The sequence below is a fragment of the Akkermansia muciniphila genome, assembly GCF_900184965.1.
Taxonomy (GTDB): domain Bacteria; phylum Verrucomicrobiota; class Verrucomicrobiia; order Verrucomicrobiales; family Akkermansiaceae; genus Akkermansia; species Akkermansia muciniphila_A.
On sequence record NZ_FXYA01000204.1, the window covers coordinates 77,546 to 98,206 of the forward strand.

General features: G+C 56.0%; 15 protein-coding genes. 6 read left to right on the forward strand and 9 right to left on the reverse strand.

What is annotated here, in order from left to right; genetic code table 11:
• Positions 1 to 15: 15 nt before the first annotated feature.
• The 7 genes from CI070_RS08370 to CI070_RS08400 all read right to left on the reverse strand — a co-directional run bounded on the left by CI070_RS08370 (position 16) and on the right by CI070_RS08400 (position 9,944).
• Complete coding sequence (locus tag CI070_RS08370) at positions 16 to 3,174, reverse strand: efflux RND transporter permease subunit (protein ID WP_094137324.1); 3,159 nt, start codon at positions 3,172 to 3,174, stop codon at positions 16 to 18.
• Between the two features lie 89 nt (positions 3,175 to 3,263).
• Positions 3,264 to 4,679 carry an efflux RND transporter periplasmic adaptor subunit gene (locus CI070_RS08375; protein ID WP_143245725.1) on the reverse strand — a complete coding sequence of 472 codons (1,416 nt, stop codon included), beginning with the start codon at positions 4,677 to 4,679 and terminating at the stop codon, positions 3,264 to 3,266.
• Positions 4,680 to 4,711: 32 nt separating this feature from the next.
• Positions 4,712 to 5,992 (reverse strand): TolC family protein, encoded by a 1,281-nt coding sequence (locus CI070_RS08380; RefSeq protein ID WP_094137326.1) that lies wholly within the window; start codon positions 5,990 to 5,992, stop codon positions 4,712 to 4,714.
• 145 nt (positions 5,993 to 6,137) lie between these two features.
• Entirely contained in the window at positions 6,138 to 6,566 is a 429-nt protein-coding gene (locus CI070_RS08385; protein WP_094137327.1) for a hypothetical protein, read from the reverse strand.
• An 82-nt stretch (positions 6,567 to 6,648) separates the two neighbouring features.
• The gene (locus tag CI070_RS08390; protein WP_094137328.1) at positions 6,649 to 7,674 is read right to left on the reverse strand and encodes an ankyrin repeat domain-containing protein; all 1,026 of its coding nucleotides are present in this window, start codon (positions 7,672 to 7,674) and stop codon (positions 6,649 to 6,651) included.
• Positions 7,675 to 7,686: 12 nt separating this feature from the next.
• Positions 7,687 to 9,168: an MFS transporter gene (locus tag CI070_RS08395; RefSeq protein WP_094137329.1), complete on the reverse strand. Its 1,482-nt coding sequence runs from the start codon at positions 9,166 to 9,168 to the stop codon at positions 7,687 to 7,689.
• Positions 9,169 to 9,299: 131 nt separating this feature from the next.
• Positions 9,300 to 9,944: a hypothetical protein gene (locus CI070_RS08400; protein ID WP_143245726.1), complete on the reverse strand. Its 645-nt coding sequence runs from the start codon at positions 9,942 to 9,944 to the stop codon at positions 9,300 to 9,302.
• 280 nt (positions 9,945 to 10,224) lie between these two features.
• Between CI070_RS08400 and CI070_RS08405 the strand changes: the two genes are divergently transcribed.
• Positions 10,225 to 10,857 (forward strand): hypothetical protein, encoded by a 633-nt coding sequence (locus CI070_RS08405; protein ID WP_094167848.1) that lies wholly within the window; start codon positions 10,225 to 10,227, stop codon positions 10,855 to 10,857.
• Between the two features lie 111 nt (positions 10,858 to 10,968).
• Here the strand turns inward: CI070_RS08405 and CI070_RS08410 are convergent, their stop codons facing one another.
• Positions 10,969 to 11,886, reverse strand: coding sequence for an ArsR/SmtB family transcription factor (locus CI070_RS08410; protein WP_094137332.1), 918 nt, complete (start codon positions 11,884 to 11,886; stop codon positions 10,969 to 10,971).
• 37 nt (positions 11,887 to 11,923) lie between these two features.
• Here CI070_RS08410 and metK point away from each other — a divergent pair, with 37 nt between their 5' ends.
• The 5 genes from metK to CI070_RS08435 all read left to right on the forward strand — a co-directional run bounded on the left by metK (position 11,924) and on the right by CI070_RS08435 (position 18,865).
• On the forward strand, positions 11,924 to 13,108 hold the full coding sequence (metK, locus tag CI070_RS08415; protein WP_094137333.1) for a methionine adenosyltransferase: 1,185 nt from the start codon (positions 11,924 to 11,926) through the stop codon (positions 13,106 to 13,108).
• A 22-nt stretch (positions 13,109 to 13,130) separates the two neighbouring features.
• Positions 13,131 to 14,546: an adenosylhomocysteinase gene (ahcY, locus tag CI070_RS08420; protein ID WP_094137334.1), complete on the forward strand. Its 1,416-nt coding sequence runs from the start codon at positions 13,131 to 13,133 to the stop codon at positions 14,544 to 14,546.
• Positions 14,547 to 15,409: 863 nt separating this feature from the next.
• Positions 15,410 to 16,393 carry a hypothetical protein gene (locus CI070_RS08425; RefSeq protein WP_094137335.1) on the forward strand — a complete coding sequence of 328 codons (984 nt, stop codon included), beginning with the start codon at positions 15,410 to 15,412 and terminating at the stop codon, positions 16,391 to 16,393.
• Positions 16,394 to 16,422: 29 nt separating this feature from the next.
• Positions 16,423 to 17,688, forward strand: coding sequence for a protoporphyrinogen/coproporphyrinogen oxidase (locus CI070_RS08430; RefSeq protein ID WP_094137336.1), 1,266 nt, complete (start codon positions 16,423 to 16,425; stop codon positions 17,686 to 17,688).
• A 286-nt stretch (positions 17,689 to 17,974) separates the two neighbouring features.
• Complete coding sequence (locus CI070_RS08435; protein WP_094137337.1) at positions 17,975 to 18,865, forward strand: hypothetical protein; 891 nt, start codon at positions 17,975 to 17,977, stop codon at positions 18,863 to 18,865.
• 131 nt (positions 18,866 to 18,996) lie between these two features.
• On the opposite strand, the gene CI070_RS08440 is transcribed toward CI070_RS08435, so the two are convergent.
• Positions 18,997 to 20,655, reverse strand: coding sequence for a sulfatase family protein (locus CI070_RS08440; protein WP_094137338.1), 1,659 nt, complete (start codon positions 20,653 to 20,655; stop codon positions 18,997 to 18,999).
• Positions 20,656 to 20,661: the final 6 nt, after the last annotated feature.

Below are 20,661 nucleotides of genomic sequence, written 5' to 3' on the forward strand. Positions count from 1 at the left end.
GGAGTCCTGAATGAATCAGGAGGTGGCTTTCAATTCCTTCCGCCGGGAGGCAATCCAGCGGGAAAAGAGTTTGGCTGTGGCCGGAATGATGAGCAGGTTCAGAATGGTGGCCGTCACCAGCCCGCCGAACTGGACGACGGCCAGAGGGCCGAGCAGTTCGCCTCCGGGCTGGTCAATGGCCCAGATCAGCGGGAGCAGCCCCAGCACGGTAGTCAGGGAAGTCATGATGATGGGGACCACGCGTTCCAGAGAACCTTTCCGTATGGCTTCCGCGGGTTCCATTCCCTGATGTTCCAGGGCCCGGTATCTGTTGAGCAGAATCAGGCCGCTGCGGATGGCGAAGCCGATGACGGTCACGAATCCCACAATGGAAGCCACGGAAAGAATGGGCGGGATATAGGCTTCCCCAAACAGGGAGGCCAGTGTGCCGGGAGAGGCCAGGAAAACGGCTACGATGCCGCCCACCAGGCACAGCGGTATGTTCACCAGGGTCAGCATGGCGCGCCGGACGCTTCCCAGTGCGGAGGATAGAAGCAGAACGATGAGCACCATGACGATGGCGCCCAGGGCGTAAAGCCGTTGTGAGGCGGATTCCCGCGCTTTGATAGTGCCGTCATAGTCCACGGTACAGCCCATGGCATTCATGACCGGGTCCAATTGTTCCCGACAGGCCTTCGCGAGGTCTCCCAGGTTGGAATTGGGGGAGGGATTACAGGAAATCATGGCTTTCCGCATGGTGTTGTCCCTCAGGATGAGGTTGGAAACTTCCTCCCGGTACACCTGCGCCACGTCGTCCAGGCGCACGGTTTTTTTGTTAGGGGAAATAAGTTCCAGGTTCTTGACGTCTTCCATGGACGTTTTAAGTCTGGGATCAATGCGCAGCACAATGTTCCAATGGTCCTGGTTTTTGATGACTTCTCCCAGTTTTTGTCCGTTCATGGCCGTGGAAACCTGTTCCGCAGCATTCGCCATGGTCAGGCCGTAGGAAGCCAGGGCTTCCTGATTGTACTGCACGCGGATAGTATCCACCATAATTTCCCGGTTGGCGCGCGCATCCGCCACTTCCGGCATGTTCTCCAGAATTTCCTTGGCTTTCCGGGCGGCCAGGCGGAGCTGGGGCAGCTCCGTTCCGTAAATGTTGATGGCGATTTCCGAGTTGGAGCCGGATAAAGCGGAACTGATGCGATGGGCCAGCGGATACCCGATCATGGAGCTGGTGCCGGGAATGCCGTCAATGCATTTCTTGATGGCGGCGCGCAATTCTTTCTGGTCTTTCTTGAGATCCACGCGCACGAGCAGTTCGGAGGCGCTGACGGGTTCCGCATGTTCGTCATTTTCCGCGCGTCCCGTGCGCTGGGTGACGCTGAGAACCCCCGGAATCTGTTCAATGTCTTTCATGACTTTCCGGGAGATACGTTCCGTTTCATCCAGGGAAGTGCCCGGCACCGTGCTGACGAATACTGTGTAGCAATCCTCGTTGAACGGCGGCAGGAAACTGGTTCCGAATGTGGACCCCAGCCACAGGGCCAGCAGCGTAATGGCTGCCATGATGGCGCAGACCGTTTTGGAAAAGCGCAGGCAGAATTCCAGGATGGGGGTATAAATGCGCTTAATGAGACGGGAGCTGAAGGAGTCCCCGCTTTCCAGAGTAGCGGCGTTTTTGCTTTTCCTGAACCATATGTAACAGAGTACCGGAGTGATGGTGACAGCTACAATAAGGGAAGAAAGCAGGGCCAGCATGTAGGAGATCCCCAGCGGCCGGAAAAATTGGCCTTCCAGCCCGGACAGGAAGAGCACCGGAGTGAATACCAGCAGGATGATGACGGAAGAGAAGGAAATGGAGCCTACGATTTCGCTCTTGGCGTTCATCAGCACTTCATACTTGCTCTTGCGCTTATCCTTCGGCAGGGCGGCGTTTCGGTTCAGGTGCCTCCAGGCTATTTCCACGAAAATAATGGCGTTGTCCACCACGTCTCCCACGGCTACGGCCAGGCCGCCCAGGGTCATGATATTGATGGCCAGCCCGAAGACGGGGAACATCATCATTCCGAACAGGATGGACAGGGGCATGGAGATCAGCGTGATGATGGCCGTGCGCAGGTTCAGCAGAGTCAGGAAGATAACGATCATGACCACCGCTCCGGCAATGAGGAGGGTTTCCGTGCCGTTATCCAGGGACATTTCTATGAAATCCGCCTGCCGATAGGCGGTGGTGTGCAGTTTCATTCCCTTGGGAAGCTGGCTTTGGCTGAATTCCCTGACGGCTGCGTCCACGGCCTGCGTCAGGGCCAGCGTATTGGCTCCCGGCACCTTCTGCACGGAAAGCACCACAGCGTCTTCCCCCATAAATCCGGCGTCTCCCCGCCGCGGCGCACCGTCTATCTTGACTTCCGCCACATCCTGAAGCCGAAGTATTCCGGAGGCATGATCCGGAACCAGGGCGCGGTTGAGCTGTTCAATATTGGCGGTGCGGGTATCCTGCTGAATGGGGAGTTCCTGCCCGGCCACATCCTCCAGATACCCTGCGGGGACGGAGGACTGGGATTCCTGAACAGCCGTTTTCAGGCTGGAAAGGTCCACCCCTGCCAGTTTGAGTTTATTGGGGTCGTAAATCACCTGGTATTCCGGCAGACGTCCGCCCAGCACCGTGACCTGGCCCACCCCGGGAATGGCCAGCAGGCGCGTGCGCAGCTTGTATTCCGCCAGTTGCCGCATGTCCAGTTTGGAGGTATCCTTGTCTCCCGTCAGGGCGATGAGCATGATTTCCCCAGTTATGGAGACGATGGGTGCCAGTTCCGGGGATGTTCCTTCCGGCAGGGATTCCCGGACTGCACCAAGGCGTTCCGTTACAATCTGCCGGGCCTGGTAGATATCTTTGTCCCAGTCGAAATCCACCCAAACGAAGGAAAGTCCGCTGCCGGAGGAGGAGCGGACGCCCTTGACCCCGGCGGTCCCGTTCATGGCGGATTCAATGGGAATGGTGATGTACTGTTCCACTTCTTCCGCAGTAAGTCCGGGGGCTTCCGTCTGGATGGTGACACGCGGAACCTTCAGTTCCGGGAATACGTCCACGGGAATGTTTTTCACCACGAAGATGCTGATGATTGCCAGCGCAATCGTCAGCAGAATCACGGTGATCCTGTTATTCAGGCAGAATGAAATTAGAAAGTTCATGGATTTTTGTCGTTAAATACGGGAGATTCAAGGGACTGTTCCAAGGCGTTAGTGGTATTTGTTCCTTAATCTTTCGTTTTGTACATCGTTTAGTGTTCTCCTTCGTGGAACTGGCCGTCCGCGTGGAAGTGTCCGGCAGCTTTTTTGCTTCCGGCCTCTCCGGTGGGCAGGATGTATTTCAATTCATACCCTCCCTTGGTGACGATGGTCTGTCCCGGCATCAGCCCCCTGACGGGCGTTTTTCCCTGCCGGGAGGGCTGCGTTTCCACTTTTTTCATGACAAATGTGTCGTTCCCGGCCTTGATGAAAACCACGTCGTTCACCCCTACCTTGACGACGGCGCTGTTGGGGACGGGAATAAAGCCCTCCGCGGCGGCGTCATCGGAATACAAATCCAGCCGGGCCAGCTGGCCGGCATGCGCCCCTTCCGGCAGGCGGTCCGGAGTGAAATACAGGGCCCGGGACTGGGTGGAGGGATCTACCTGTTCGGCTACTCTCAGGGTTCCGTCCAGCAGTTCCGTATTTTTGCCGCTGGTCAGGGCCAGCCGGGCTTTTGCGTAATGGACGGGATCTGCCCCATAAATGGTCGTGGAAAATTCCAGATCCCCTTTATTGGTCATGACGAGGGCGGGCGCGCCCTGTTCTCCCCAGGCTCCCTGGGTCATGTTCACGGACTGGACGGAACCATCCGCCGCTGCGTATATGTAAAGCAGGTTATTTTTCAATACGCCGGATTCCATTACCAGTTTTAATTTATTGTTGCTGGCGGTCAGGGCGGCCCGGAGGCTGTGGATTTCCGCCTCTTTGAATTGGATGGAAGTATTCAGTTCGCTGTTGCGGGTGCCGATTTTTTCCAACTGGGCCCGGCGTTCCCTGAGGGTGTTGAGTTCCGCAGCGGCGCGGTCCAGCGCGGCCTGCGCCTGGGCGGCGTTCCCTTCCATTTCCACAATATCCGGGGAAGCCAGCGTGTACAGCAGTTCCCCTTTGCGCACCTGTTGCGCGGACTTGACGTTGAATGTTACGCGCCCTGCGGCGGGAAGGGCGTATGTGGTCACCGCATGGGGAGGGATGACCATCTGCCCGTGAAGGGTTTTTGCCGCTCCTTGGGAGGCTTCCTCCACTTTCTCAAAGCGCATGTCCAGGGAATGGCGCGCTTTTTCATCCACATGCACGGGAATCATGTCTCCCAGTTGGCCGGAATTTTTTCCCTCGTGCTCGTGTTCATGGCTGCCTGTGCATACCTCTCCTTCCGCGTGCTGGTGGCCTTCCTGTTCATGGTCGCCTGTGCAGACGGTTCCGTCCGCATGCCTGTGTTCTTCATGGGCATGGCCTTGAGTACAGGTCTCGCCTCCCTTGTGCTGATGGTCGTCATGGCCATGGTCCGCCGTGCAGGCGGAGCCGTCCCCGTGTTTGTGTTCCGCAGGGGCAGCTTGTTCTCCGCGTGCGGAATGGAGGCAGAAAACAGGAGCCAGGCCCAACATGATGGAAAAATAAAGATGTTTCATGTTCATTAAAGATGGTGGAGGATTGATGTGGATTAAAGGTTGGCGTGGGTGAGGTAACGGAGCTGGGCCTGAATGGCCATCAGCTTGTCCAGATTATCCAGAAAAGCCAGGCGGCTTTCGTAAAGCTGATGGCGGTTTTCCGCCAGTTCCAGCAGGGAGGCTTCCCCAATGCCGTGCAGCTTTTCCATAGTCCGGACGGAGGCGGCGAAGGCCTCCATGCGCTGAAGTTCCGTGCGGCAGTGGCGGAGCGCCATCTGCTGGCTGGCGTCAAGCTGGCGGGCGTTGAATAATTCCGTTTTCCAAAGCTGGATGGTTTCCTGCCTGGACAAGTCCCGCGTGCCGCGTGCTTCCGCGATAGCCTTGCGGTTGCGGTTCCAAAGAGGAAGATTGAACCCTATTTCCCCGCCCACTTCCTTTTCTCCGTCATCGCGGGTGAAAGTGGGGCCGAGCTCCAGTTCCGGATACTGCCGGCGGATTTCCGTTTTGAATAATGTTTCCGTGGTAGCGTAGGCTGCCAGCTGGGCCTTGATTTTTGGAGAGGCGGTCAAGTCTGAAGGGCCGGGAGCCGGCACGGCGGCGGGCAGATGGAATCCCTGTTTGGTCAGGACCCTGAGTTTGCGTACCGCAGAAGGATGCAGCCCCATCAGTTTGACGAGTTCCATCTTTTGCTCCAATTCCGTTTCCGTTACGGTCTGGAGCTCCCGGATGGCGTCATTCATGCGCTGGGAAGCTACCTGCCGGGAGGAAAAATCCACTTCCCCCGCGCCGATAAGCTGTTCAATCATGCCGTTTTCCTGCCGGATGGCATCCAGCCGCTCCCGGATGACCGCCTTGCGGCGCCGGGTAACGGCCAATTTGCTCCATGCCTGGTCCAGGGAACTGAGAAAATCCAGTTCCGCCTGGCGGAGAGTCCAGAAATCAGCCTCTTTGTATTGTTCCGCCACTTTTTTTTCCAGGGCGGGGAGGCCGGTCACGGGAATGGTGAAGCCCAGGCTGCCGGACATGTTGAGCGTATTTTCCTGGAGGACTTGTTCAATACCCCAGGAAAAGGAGGGATCGTTCCACCAGCCCGATTGCCTGGCCACTTCATTGCCGGAGGCCAGTTTCAGCCGGGCTTTGTTCAGATCCGGATTCATGACCAGGCCGATCCGGCGGGCCTGGTTCTGGGTGATGGAGGTAGGGGAATCTACGCGGGAGGCCTCTTTCCAGGAGGCTTCCTCCGCGTTCAGGTCAATAGGCGCGCTGTGGTAGACGCTGCATGAGCTGAGCAGGGCTGTCAGGCTGAGCCCGGCGAAGAATGGTGTGGATTTCATGATGAAAAAGATAATAAAAACAGTTCGATCCAATCAGGTTGGGACAATGCGGCGAATAACTCCGCGGAAACAAATAAAGCGGACGCCATATTAAAGGCAGCGTACCGCAGGAAACGCCTTCCAGGGACGTTCCTGAAAGAAGCCGTTAAATCAGCAGGGGAAGTTGAAAGCCTTCATGCGCCGGCCCGGTGTTCCTGAACGGGTCAGGGGGACCCGGCGTTGCGGAATCCGATGTTTGGCTTATGAGAAGAAGAGAGCGGGCCAGATGATGAAAATCCGGCAATGTCTGCCAGATGACGTAAGGCTGGGGCAGAGGCGCATGAGGCACAGGCACCATTAGGTCACTAATCTCCAGTTGCCTGTGTTCACAGAGATGCCCGGCCATAGGGGCGGAAGAACTGGGGTGGGATGTATCGTCCCCATGGCCTTCGCAGGGGGCGGCATCCTGATGGCAGGAACAGGAAAAAATGAAGATTTCTTCATGGCACGGGCACACGGAAACCATCCCCGTTCCGCCTATGACGACGAGCAGAAGGGTAAACAGCATGATGCCGGTGCGCAATGCTCTGACCATGGTATGCCGCAAATCCTAGAAAGGAGGCGTGAGGGGGTCAAGAGCAAAAGTGGCGGATGTCTGAACCCTGAAGGGAAGACCGTTATTTTCCCGCCGCTTTGCGGAGCAGATCCACAGTGTGTTCAAAGGCTACGCCGCGGACATCAATAATCCGGGAGTTTCCCGCGATGGCCCCGATGATTTCCTCCCGGAATTTTCCAGACTGTTCTTCCGTGAGCAGGTTTTTGGAGCTCAGGGAGCGCGTGATGAGCTGGAGAACATACCCTGTTTCCACGAATGACTGGCGTCCCACGGCTTTTTTCATGGCCTCCATGAATTCCGGCGCATGGGCGGTCGACAGACCGGCCACGGCTTTTTCATAAGCGCGGATGAAGGAATCCACCGGGGCTTTGGAAACTTCCGTCTTGGTGAGGTCAAAGCTGGATTGATAGGCGAGAGCCCCTTCTTCCGCCAGTTGAAGGGCATTTTTGCCGAATTTGTTGACGGCGGTTATGTCCGCCCCTTTTTCCAGCAGCAGGGCCGCCACCTGGAAATTGCCGCGCATAGCCGCCAGCATGAGAGGCGTAAATCCGTTGCCTTCCCGGTTATTGATGTCTGCTTTCCTTTCAATCAGCATGTCGGACAGGCGGTCCAGCCCGCTCCAGGAAGCCCAGTGCAGCGCGGTCCATCCGTCCTTGTCTTTCCGGTCGATTTCCACGCGGGGGTCTTCCAGAAGCCGTTCCAGGTAGGGAGCCCGCGTGGCTTCCAGCTTCAGTGTGGTTTCAATGTTGTTGTAGTTGGCGTAGCATATCCACATGACAGGGGTTCTGCCATGGGGATCCGTCATGTTGACAAAAGCCTTTCCTTCCGCCGCAGCCAGTTTTTCCCCTTCTTTCAGGGTCTGTTCGAATTCTTTCATTCCCTTGACCCGGGCTTCCTGCTCCTCCTGTTCCGAGGAGGCGTTGACTTCCTTGGCCTCCGCTTTTTTCATTACGGTAATCAGGTCCAGGGCCGGGTTGGGGTCTCCGGAAAAGGATTTGGAGACCAACAGGCTGAGACCTCCGAGGATGGAGCTGAACGCTACCAGGATGAGGGAGTCCACAATGATGTTGCGCGTGTGCTGGTTCATAGTCTCGTAAGGTCAGGAGTTGGCTTCCGTAAGTTCTTCCGCCGTCAGGGCGGGGTCCGTTTCCGTTTCAATAGCGCTGATGGACGGCGGCCCCGCATCTTCCTCGGGATGGTCTGAGGTGATGGTCTTTCGGGTCATGATGATGGCGATGGGGCTGATTACGGCCAAGGCCAGGTAAATGGTCCACATGAATTCCGGGGAGTCCCAGAATCCGATGTGCCCGGTATCCATCTTGGCGCAGATGCCGTCATAGCAGAGGTAGGCGACGAGCAGGCCGCCGATGATGCCGTTGATGGGTTTGGCGATGAACATGGGAAGCGCCGCCAGAGACATGTAGGAGGCTACCTTGTCTTTCGGAGCCACCCGCGCCACGTATTCGGAGAAGCGGGGGGAGAAGAGAAGTTCCCCGAATGCGAACACCAGGATCTGCGCCACAATGGCTACCAGATACGCCTGGGAGCGCGTTTCGATGCCGGGCACCAGGTAGTACCATTCAATGGGAATGGCCATGAAAACGAGGGAGAAGGCAGAGATGGACATGCCCACAATCATGAGGCCCACGGTGGAGAAACGGCCCAGCACCGGAATGAGCAGAATGAGGCCGGAAACGATGATGGCCGGGTTGACGGCGTTGATGGAGCCTATGGCAAAGTCATCATATAGCGTGCGCACATAATATTTGGGCATCACCAGGAACTGCAGCGTGAAGACGATGCGCACGCCCATGGTCAGCACAAGGAAAAGGATGAGTTTACGGAAGGCGGATTCCCTCCACACTTCCATGAAGAGCTGGAGGGGCCTGAGGAGGGGGGCGTTGAGGTTCGCTTCCCGTTCACTGGGTTCCGCATAGTTGTTTTCATTGATGAAGCGCGTGGTGATGCATCCCAGCAGCACCATCAGCGTCCCGAAGTTGATGATCCAGTATCCCCCGTCCACGGCGCCGAAATGCTTGCGGAAAAATTCAATCAGGAACACGTTCGCGATGACGGCGGAAATGTTCATCAGCAGGTAATAAATGTTGAAGCCCGTGGCGCGCGCTTTCAGCGGGGAGAAGCGCCGGATGGAGGTCTGGATGACGGGGGACATGAACGCCGTGCCGAAGGACATAATCAGGATGCCCGCCATGACGGCCACCCTCCCGGAGTCCACGGTGGGGCTGAGATCCGGGCCGAAGCCCATGATCAGGCGCCCGGCGATGAGGATGATGAAGCCGATCAGGTAGGTGCGCCGTATGCCGATGATGTCGCAGATGGAACCCACCGCGAAGACGAAGGCGGAGATGAAAAGGGTGTACAGGCCTACCCAGAGGGCGGCGTCCGCATCGTTGAAGCTGCAATAGTCCGTCAGGTAGAGGACGAATACCGTAATCATGGAAAAGTAGGCCAGTCCGTCAAAGAATTGAACGACGTTGGTAAGCCAGAAATCCTTGGATACGGTTTTTAGGATTTTGAATTCCGAAAAGTACTTGAGGATGGGGTTTGCGGACTCATTCATGGAGAAGTGGAAGCGGTAGAGAAAAAGTTGACGACGGTGAAAGAGTGGGTTACACGCACCCCCGTTTCAAGATTTTTTTCTCCCGAAGGCCGGTTTAACCGGAAAAATGCGTTTCATCGCTGGGGAAATCGCTATCTGGGCAGAATGCGCCGGAAGCCTGCCACATTACACCATGACAGCGCTTTCAGGCATTGCTCCACAGCTATGGCGTCCGAAGGCAGAACGGGCCACAGTCCGGCTTCTTTCAGCCCTGATTTGGCCGTTTCCGCCGCTTTCCATTCGCGGAATTGGGAGGGAAAAGCGGAGAAAGTGAAAAAGGCCCAGCAGGCCAGCCCGATGGCCAGCGCAATGTGGAATTTCAACAGTCCGGCCGCCAGCATTCCCAGCAGAATAAGAGCCGTGAAAAAAGGAATCATCGTGGCGCGCACAGAGGCGGTTTTGCGGGCTTTGGCGGCCGCCGGGTCTTCCCGGACCAGGCTGCTCATGGCCCAGGTATGGGCTACGCAGGCCAGTCTGCCTGCGGTCACCTTGTCTTCCCACGCCGGAGGAAGGCTGATGAGTCCGTTTTCATCCACTCCGGGGAACCGGGCTTCCTTCAGTTTCCGCTGGCGTTTTTCCGCGCCGTCCAGGCGGTGGATCAATCCCGCCGGGCCGGGGAAGCCGGGCAGTTCCCGGGATTCGTAGGTGCGCAGGGGAATGATGCCTTTGGTGAAACGCAGCGCGGCAATGACGCCGAGCACGACCACGGAAAGGAAAATCACTACTGCGAATAGCATAGACGGCTTTTTCTCATATGCCCGTGTGTCCGTCAATCTCTCCGGCTGGCATGAAGCCGCCCTTTCCGGACAGCCGCCGGGGGTGGATGCGCCCGCCGTTTTTTCCGCTTTTTCCTGCCTGAAACGCTTTGAAAACGGAAGAGCGGCGCTAATGTCGGAATGATCTGTGATTCAAGACGTCTCCATGTGCGGACGCACATTCCGGCATGGATTTTCTTCATGCCGGAAGCTCTGGATTTGTATTGCTTTTCCGGAGTCTTTCATGTAATTGCTGACCGCAATGGTCCGTATCCGGGAATGCTTGAAGAAGTGGCTGCCGTTTGTCATGATGGCGGCCGCCCTGGGTGCGGCCCCCGCCCAGGATGTGGCGTGTCCCGATGCCGCGGATCTGGATTTGGACCTGGTTAAACTGAAAAGTGGCCCCAGGGGAAAGCAGAGGGAGGCCATGAGGAAGGTCCTTCTGCTGGTGCATCTGAAGCAGAAGGAAACGTGGCTGGCGGAATCCACGGGAGAGGGGGCCGTGCATCTGGCGGCGGAAATTTCCTTCCGCCGGTATTTGGCCTCAGTGGATATGAGCGGATGCCCGGAGGAATTCAGGCGTGCTTTCCTCCGGTATGCAAAGCTTCTGAATTCCTTTGAAGAGAAAGATTTGAAAAGCGTTACGGATTTTCCTGCGGTTCCTTTGCAGGCTGCCGGAAGAGAGCTGTTCCGGGTGCTGCTTACTTACCGTCTGGAACCGGAGCATCTGCTGGAGGAAATGAAAGAGCTGGTGGATGAGGAAATTGAGGGAAAGGAGGAACTGTCCGCCGGACAGATGATGGATATTGTCCGGGGAGTGCGGGAGGCCCTGCAATCCGGCAGCCGCCCCTTTCCTGAGGAAAGGCTGCCGGAGGACAGAGATTCCGGAATGTAGCGGCTTTTCATGGACGGCGGCATGCTGGTGCCGTAAAAAATCTTGCGCAGGGCGTGCCGGGGAGGCCGCCCCGGCTATTCCGGGCGGAAAATGGATTGAGACGGCTGCTCGTCACGGTTTCCAGGCGGCGGCCATCAGAGTCTGGAAATGGGGCGGGTCCGGCTCCCTGTCCACAATATCCGTGTGGATATTCCGGAATCCCGCTTCCTTCAGCATGCTTTCCAGGGCGGCGGGCGTGAAGCCCAGCCAGCGGTCCGCATAAAGTTCTCGGGCCTCCTCCTGGCCATGCTGGAGCAGATCCAGCACCACCAGGCAACCGCCGGATTTCAGAATGTTCCACGCGGCTTCCAGCGCCCTGGACGGCTTCTGCGCATGATGCAGGGCCTGGCTGAGCAGAGCCAGATCCACCGTGCCGGGGTTAATGGGCGGCGCTTCGATGTCGCCCAGGCGGTATTCCAGATTGTCCAGCCCGTGTTTGCGCGCCAGCTCCTGCCCCAGCTCCACCATGCTGGGGGAGTTGTCCACGGCGATCACCTGTTTGGCGCTGGGGGAGATAAGCTGGGAAACGAAGCCTTCCCCGGCCCCCAGATCCGCCACTACGTCATAGTTCAGAATGCGGAGCAGGGCTCCGGCCAGCGCTTTCCAGGAACGGCCGGGCGCGTAGTTTTTGCCCAGACGGCACACTACTTCGTCAAAATAGGCCTGGGTGCGGTTTTTGCGCTTGTCTAGGATGACCTGAAGGGCTTTTTTGTCCGTTTCCGCCTCCGGCAGTTCCTCGCAGGCTTTCAGGGCTACGTTGTGCAGGTCGCCTGCCAGGGAAAGAGTGTAAAAGACGTTTTTCCCGGAGCGGGCGTCCTCCACCACTCCTTCCTGCCGGAGCTGGGCCAGCTGGCTGGAAATGCGGCTTTGCCCCATGCCCAGGATTTCCTGAAGCTCCGCGACGCTCAGGGATTCTTCATTCAGCACGTTGATGATGCGCAGGCGGGTGGGATCTGCCAGGAGTTTGAGCGTTTTTAGGGTTGACTTCATAGCGGAATAATATATCAACACATCGAGATTTATCGATATGAGCAGAAACACCCCTCACATCTTTACGTCGGAATCCGTTGGAGAAGGCCATCCGGACAAGGTGGCCGACTACATTTCCGACTCTATTTTAGACGCCTGCCTGGCTCAAGACAAAACTAGCCGCGTTGCCTGTGAAACGCTGGTGAAAAGCAATATGGTCATTATTGCCGGAGAGCTGACGACCAAAGCGGTGATCGATCCGGAGAAAATCGCCCGCCAGGCCATTCGGGAGATTGGGTACTGCAACAGGCAGGACGACGATGTTTTCCATGCGGATACCGTCTTTTTCACGAACCTGCTCACGGAACAGTCTCCGGATATTGCGCAGGGGGTGGACGCCCGGGAGGCGGAGGGCAAGGGCCATGCGGAGCAGGGCGCCGGAGACCAGGGCATTATGTTCGGATTCGCAACGAATGAGACTCCGGAGCTGCTTCCGGCCCCCATCGTATTTGCGCACAAGCTGCTCATTGAGCTGGCCAGGCGGCGCAAATGCGGGCATGTGGACTGGCTGCGCCCGGACTGCAAGTCCCAGGTGGCTGTGGCCTATGGCGAAGACGGGCGTCCCAAGCATATTGAAAACGTAGTTATTTCCACCCAGCACACGGAAGACGTGGACCGTGGCACGATTTACTCATATTGCGTCAAACTCATTAAAAATGTGCTTCCTTCGGAATTGCTGGATGAGAGGACGGAATACTTCATCAACCCCACCGGGAAATTCGTGGTGGGAGGCCCCCACGGGGATTCCGGCCTGACGGGACGCAAAATTATTGTGGACACGTACGGCGGCATGGGGCGCCACGGCGGCGGAGCCTTTTCCGGGAAAGACCCGTCCAAGGTGGACCGTTCCGCCGCGTATATGTGCCGCTGGGTCGCCAAGCACATTGTGGCTGCCGGGCTGGCGGACAAATGTGAATTGCAGGTGGCCTACGCCATCGGCTACCCCACTCCGGTTTCCATCCGGGTGGATACGTTCGGCACGGGAAAAGTGGAGGAAAAATCCATTGAAGATGCGCTGGAAAGCATCTTTTCCTTCAAGCCTGCGGATATGGTGGAACAGTTGAACCTGCTTCAGCCTATTTACCGGGAGACGACGCACTACGGGCATTTCACCAATCCGGAGTTGCCCTGGGAACAGCTGGACGAAACGCGCCTGGCCTTCCTGAAACAACTTCTTCATTAATCCTACGACAACGCTTACAGACATGTTTTCAGAAACGGAACAATACAAAGTGCGCGATATCGGCCTGGCGGATTTCGGCCGCAGGGAACTGGATATTGCGGAGCATGAGATGCCCGGCCTGATGGCCGTGCGCGAAAAGTACGCCTCCGCCAGGCCCCTGGAGGGCGTACGCATCATGGGCTCCCTGCACATGACGGTGCAGACGGCCGTGCTGATTGAAACGCTGACGGCTCTGGGCGCTTCCGTCCGCTGGGCGAGCTGCAACATTTTCTCCACCCAGGACCACGCCGCCGCCGCCATCGCCAAATCCGGCACGCCCGTGTTCGCCTGGAAGGGGGAGACGCTGCGGGAATACTGGGACTGCACGTGGAAGGCCATGAACTTTCCTGACGGGCTGGGGCCGCAGCTGATTGTGGATGACGGCGGAGACGCCACCCTGCTTATTCACCGCGGGTATGAAATGGAGGAAGGCTCCGACTGGGTGGATACCCCGTCGGAATCGGAGGAAGAGGAAGTCATCAAGGCCCTGTTGAAAAAGATTGCCGCGGCAACTCCGGGCATTTTCCATCGCTGGCTTCCCGAACTGAAGGGCGTTTCCGAGGAAACGACCACCGGCGTGCACCGCCTGTACCAGATGCAGGCCGCCGGCCGTCTGCTGATTCCGGCCATCAACGTGAACGATTCCGTAACCAAGTCCAAATTTGACAACCTGTACGGCTGCCGCGAGTCCCTGGTGGACGGCATCAAGCGCGCCACGGACGTTATGGTTGCCGGCAAGGTGGCCGTCGTCTGCGGCTACGGGGACGTGGGCAAGGGCTGCGCCCAGTCCCTGCGCGGCATGGGGGCCCAGGTGGTCGTGACGGAAATAGACCCCATCTGCGCCCTTCAGGCCGCCATGGAAGGCTACCGCGTGCTGACGGTGGAAGATACGCTGGGCTGGGCGGATATTTACGTGACCACCACGGGAAACTGCAACATCATCCGCATCGAACACATGGAAAAGATGAAGGACCAGGCCATTGTCTGCAACATCGGCCACTTCGACAATGAAATCCAGGTGCACAAGCTCCAGACGTATCCCGGCATCAGTCATCTTAACATCAAGCCCCAGGTGGACCGCTACACGTTCCCGTCCGGCAACAGCCTGTATCTTCTGGCGGAAGGCCGCCTGGTCAACCTGGGCTGCGCTACGGGCCATCCCAGCTTCGTGATGTCCAACAGCTTCGCCAACCAGGTGCTGGCCCAGCTGGAGCTGTGGAATACCCGTAAAGACCGTTCCGTGGGCGTGGAAGTGCTGCCCAAGGTGCTGGATGAGGAAGTGGCGCGGCTGCACCTCGCCAAAATCGGGTGCAAGCTGACTGTCCTGCGTCCGGAGCAGGCGGACTACATCGGCGTTCCGGTGGAAGGGCCTTATAAACCGGACTTTTACAGGTATTAACTTTGTAAGGGTTTTCTTTTCCTGGCCGTTCCTCGCGGACTTTCCCGACGGAACGGCTTTTTTATTTTCCCGGTAACGGGTGGAGCAGGAGGGCAGCCCGTTTATTTTCCTTCCTGCTTTTATGCAGGTCCCCTGTGGGTAGTGAAAAAAGGAAGGCTTTTTATCCTGTCTTTAAAGTTTAAATACCTTTCCGGCAGGCAACACGGAAGCAGTATTGGAATGTTGGCCAGACAAAGCCTCGGCCTGCTTGAAGGATTTCCCAAAACCGCTTGAATTTAGTAAAGGGGGCGGTTATCGAATGAAGCATAGGAGAAGAGCAGGAGCCTTTTCTTCTCCGCCAGAATCAGCCTCATCAGGCGGGCGGCTTTCTGGTATGTTATTTCCGCAGGCTTATGTCTGCCGTATATCTCTTCCTTGATAAAGAGGTTTCTGATTGTAACAGAAAAGAATATTTAAAAATGACGAATTCCAAATTCGGAGTCAAGGTTAAATTTTGAAAGAAAGGAGCTTCTGAAAATAAGTTTCCCCAATGACCGGGACCTTTCGTCTTCATGATTCCGTCCGGGGCTCCCCATCAATTCCCATTCCGGCAGAAATATTCATATCCGCCGGAAAGCCTGTATTTCAAAGAAAGTGGTTGATTATCAGCTTTATTCCCTTTCTGCGGAGAGTTCCTCCCGTCATGCGGCAATAATCGCACTCAATCTTTTTTCAACCTCAGGGAATTTGGAATCCCTCAATCGAATTTGGAATTCGTGTAGTATTCCCCCACTCTTTACACGGTGCATGCACCCGGAGAGCAAATCCTGTTTTTCAATGATTTATGTTGGAGGATACGGTTTGTTCCTCTACATCAAACGACCATGGATACTTCTTCCCGGAAAACGTCTCTTGTTGTGTTGTTCAACCATCGGTATGACCGTAACATTCCGGTCATCAGAGAGCTTTATTCAAGACGCTTTTCCGGGTTGCTTCAATTAATGCCCTATTACAAGGGGGATGCCCCTGACGTATGTTCCGTTTACGGGAATTCTTTCCAGTTTTATAATTATATTTTACAGTCCAGGGAAAGAATCAGACAGCTGGATGGCGATTATCTTCTCATCATCGGAGACGATCTTCTTTTAAATCCCGGGTTTGACGAATTTTCCACGCCGTCCCTGCTGGGAATTCATGGGGAGGATACGTGTTACCTTGACGGTTTTGTGGACGTTTCTCTGCCGGTGTGTTACCGGGGAACGGCGGAAGCTCACCGTTTTTCCATAACTCCCCCCGGTATTGATGCGGAAAGCGTCAACAGGAACGTTCCTTCCTATGAGGAAGCCAGGCGGATTTTAAAATCCAGGAACCTCATGCGGCATGATGAATTGTCGCGCGTACGCATGTTTCTGCCCAAATGGAGTTCCGGCGGGATTCATGCGAATTGGAAAGTGTTGAAGGGCAGGGTATGGCATTTGCTGAATTACTGGAAGCACCGGATGAAAAAATACCGGTATTCCTATCCTGTCGTTTTCGGATATTCGGACATTGTCTGCATTCCGAAAGGGAGATTGGACGATTTCTGCCGTATTCTCGAAGTGTTCTCCGCATGGAACATGTTTGTGGAGCTGGCCATTCCCACGGCGTTGCAGCTTCTTCCCGGTACAAAACTGGCTACGCTGGAGGACACACAATACAAGTCGGGAAACGTCTGGTTCCCCCAGGATCCGGAACACTTTGAAGCCATGAATGCCGTCATCGGAGGGCTTTTGTCTTCTTCCGGAGGGAACCTTGACAAATTGCTTGCCTCCTTTCCGGAGGAATACCTGTACCTCCATCCCGTGAAATTGTCCCGCTTTGCCAGGTAGGGGCGTCAATAAATTGGCCTTTTTATCCCATGATGAAATATGCTGTGATCGGAGCCGGGGTTTCCGGATTGTCCATGGCCGGAATGTTGCTGAAGAGAGGTCATGAGGTGGTTGTTTATGAAAGGGACTCCCGGCCCGGCGGCCTGATTAAATGCACGGAGGTGCAGGGTAATCTGTATCATCGGGTGGGCGGGCATGTGTTCAATTCCCGGCGGCAGGAGGTGCTGGACTGGTTTTGGTCCCGGTTTGACAGGGAGCGCGATTTTGTTTCCGCCCGGCGCCGGGCGGTTATTTCCCTGGAGGGTGGGGCTGTGGTGGATTATCCCATTGAAAACCACCTCGACCAGTTTCCCGAGGCCGTCCGTTCCTCTATCGTCCATGAGTTGCTGGAACTTTACAGGAATCCTCCCGCGGAGCCCCGCTCCCTGGGAGAGTTTTTTCTGAACCGTTTCGGGAAAACCCTGAACAGCCTTTATTTCACGCCATACAATAACAAGGTGTGGAGGCAGGATATCAGCCAAATTGCCATGGATTGGCTGGAAAACAAGCTTCCCATGCCGGGTGTGGCGGAAATCCTGCTGAACAATATTGGGCACATCGATGAAAGCGTCATGGTGCACAGTTCTTTCTTTTATGCGAAAAACGGCGGTTCCCAGTTTCTGGCGGATACGCTGGCTCGCGGCCTTAAGGTCAGGTACCGGGAGGAAGCCGTAAATATCCTCCCGAAGGACGGGAAATGGCTCATACAGGGAGAGTTGTTTGACAGAGTTGTCTTTACGGGGAATGTCAGGCAGCTTGGGGATTGTTTCCCCTGCGTGGACGAATTGCGCCCGTTTTTCCCCCGGATTTCAGAATTGCGCTCTCACGGAACCACTTCCGTGCTTTGCCGGATCTCCCCTAATGACTACAGCTGGATTTACATGCCCTCTCCGTCCCACCGTTCCCACCGGATCATTTGCACGGGGAATTTTTCCAGAAATAATAATAACGGGGACATCACCACCGCGACTATTGAATTTTCCGAGCAAATGGCGGCAGGGGAAATCAGGCGCCAGCTGGAGCTTATTCCCTTTTCCCCTGTGTATCTGGCTCATCACTGGGAAGAATACACCTATCCCGTTCAGGATGCCTCCAGCCGGACCCTCATCAGGGAACTAAAGGAGCGCCTGGAACCGAAAGGCATTTATTTATTAGGCCGTTTTGCGGAGTGGGAATACTACAACATGGATGCGGCCATTGGCGCGGCCCTTGATTTGGATAAAAGGCTGGCTGCGAAGCAGATGCCGCGGGGATGAGTCAATTTCCGGGTATGGCAGAGTATTTGAACGGGGGATTGTTAATCCGCTGTCAATGGAAAACTTTAACAGAGAATAATTTCCGTACATAGAACACGGGTTGAAACAGGATTTTTTTTATCGCAAAAATTCCATTCAATCCTATAAACCATTTATAATTATTTTTTTATAGTTACACCTAAATTTTTTAGGAACAGACGGATTAACAACTCGTTATAGCTGAAAGCGCAGAAGATGTGCCCCTGTTTTTTACCAGGGGCATGCATTTCCACCGGAATTTGGGAGTATGGCTATCCGTTATTGTTCTTTCGCGACCCGCGGCTACCGTTTGCGGCAATGGATGCAGATGATGAGCCTGAGGCTGGCGGATTCCTCTGTGGAATTGTCCTGTTGGAATCTTAATCGCCTGGAGAGGGAAGGAATCAGGGAGGCTGTTCCCTGGTTCGACCCGAATTTGCAGGGCGCCGGGTTTTGGGTATGGAAGCCTTTCATCATTCTCAAAGAGCTGGAACATTTGGAGGAAGGGGATTACCTGCTTTATACGGATGCGGGGCGTCCGCCGGGGAGGCTTTTCCATCATTCCTTGCAGCCGTTTGTCCAATGGCTCCGGGAGAAGGGGCAGGATATAATGCCGGGCGTGAACATTTCCTATTATACGGGGGACCTTACGCGGTGGTGCAAGCAGAGCGTTTTTGATGAATTGAAGCTGGATAGCAGGTGTTTTGAAAAAGCGCCCCTGATTCAGGGATCATTCCTTTTCTTGAAAAAGTCGGAACAAAGCCTCCGAATTCTCCATGAATGGATGGATTTATGCCGTCAGTTCAAGCTGGTGTCTTCCGCAGCTCCGGAAGAAGAGAGCCGTTGCCGCTCCAATTTTGTGGCTCACACGCACGATCAGACGTTGCTGTCCCTCGTGGCGGCGCAACATCATCTGGACTGCCTGTATTCCGCGAAGGGCGTCATTCATCTGGAAGGCCGCCGGGCGTTTGAGCGGCATCCCGGTTTTGACGACAAGGACCCGGACCGGTTTTTGGAAGAACTTGGCGCAAAGAAAGAGGAGCATCCCTTAATGCCCGTGGTTGGCTGTATGCAGCAGGCGTTTTTCCTGTATGAAAAAGCCATGAGTAAATTGATGAAGCTGGTTGGTTTGAGACCCCTCCGCGGGTTTTACCGTTGAGGGACGGTTGTGGGCGGAAGGGGCGTCTGCCAGCTTCCGCCTTCGTGACGGACCGCGCCGGCCTGCTGTGGGGAAAAATAAAAAAGCGCCGGAAAAACCGGCGCTTGGAAAAGCAGTTTCCTGGGGAACTGTTACCAGGAAGCGTCGAATTTGGGGATAGGCGTTCCCTTGCCTCCGGGGCTGTTTTCCGGGACTTTATAGGCTTTACGAAGTTCGTGGTAACGCTTCTTGAGCTGCTCCACCGTATTTTTGTAGGCAGGATCGTCAATGACGTTTTTCATTTGCATGGGATCCTTTTTCATGTCAAAGAGCATCCATTCTCCGCTGGTCCAGATGTAGGAAAGCGTGTAGCGGTCCGTCCGGATGCCGTCGTGGCGCGGGGCGTTGTGTTCGCCGGGATTTTCGTAAAAACAGTAGTAAATGGCATCCCTCCAGTTGTCGGGAGTCTTGCCCGTGAAAGCGGTGGGAAGCAGGGATACGCCCTGGAAGGTATTCATGTTTTCCGGGGTGTCCGCCCCTGCCGCGGAAACGATGGTGGGAGCGTAGTCGATGTTTTGCACCATGGCGTTGTTGCGGATGCCCGCGGGAATTTTGCCGGGCCATCTCATGATGAGGGGCATGCGGAGGGATTCTTCAAAAATCCAGCGCTTGTCGTACATGCCGTGTTCTCCCATGTAGAACCCCTGGTCTCCGCAGTAGATGACCAGCGTGTCTTTCGCGAGCCCCTCTTTGTCCAGATATTCCATAAGGCGGCCGATGCTGTCGTCCACGGACAGAAGGCACCCCAGATAATCCTCCATGTAGGCATGCCATTTCCATTCCGCAAACGCTTTCGGGTCCTTCAGTTTTCCGGATTTCATGCCGTCCACCAGGGACTTGGTGCGCTTGGCGTAATAGTCCGTCCAGGTTTTCTTTTCTTCCGGCGTCATGCGGTTCAGTTCGCCCAGGTCCCAGCCGTAGCCGGGGGAAACGATGCTTTTGCGCATCTCTTCCGGAACCTGGTCCTTAAGTACTTTGAGGTCGGAATAAATCGCCATGTGATTGGCGACGGTCTGCTGGTTTTTCTTCAGGAATTCCGGACGGTTGGCGTAGTCGTCATGGAAGTTGGCGGGCGGCGTCATGCCGGAGGTGTCCACCTTGCCCAGGTGGCGCAGAGCAGGGCACCAGGCGCGGTGGGGGGCCTTGTGGCCCACAACGAGCAGGAAGGGCTTGTTCTTGTCCCGGTTTTCCAGCCACTGGATGGATTTGTCCGTGACCACGTCCGTGGCATAGCCGGGAAATCGCTTCGTCTGGCGTTTGCCGTCCGGCTTGAGGCTGATAAAGTCCGGATTGTAGTAGCTGCCCTGGCCGGGGAAGATTTCCCACGTGTCGAACCCGGTGGGATTTGATTCCAGGTGCCATTTGCCGAAAAGGCCCGTCTGGTATCCGGCTTTCTGCAGCATTTTCGGGTAGGTGGGCTGGGAGCCGTCCAGCGGTTTCTGGCCGTTGAAGACAAAGCCGTTCATGTGGGAATGCCTGCCGGTCAGGATACAGGCGCGGGAGGGGCCGCACAGGGAGTTGGCGCAGTAGCTGCGGTCAAAAACCATGCCCTGGCGTCCCAGTTTGTTGAAGTTGGGCAGGGCGACGGGGGAATCGTCTTTGCCGGTGCCCAGCGTCTGGTAGGCGTGGTCGTCCGTAATGATAAAGAGGATGTTCGGTTTCTTATTTTCCGCGGCCCTGGTTTGGGCTGACAGGGGAACTGCCGCCAGCAGGGCCAGAGTTCCGGCGACGATGGTTTTCAAGGGTCTCATATTGCC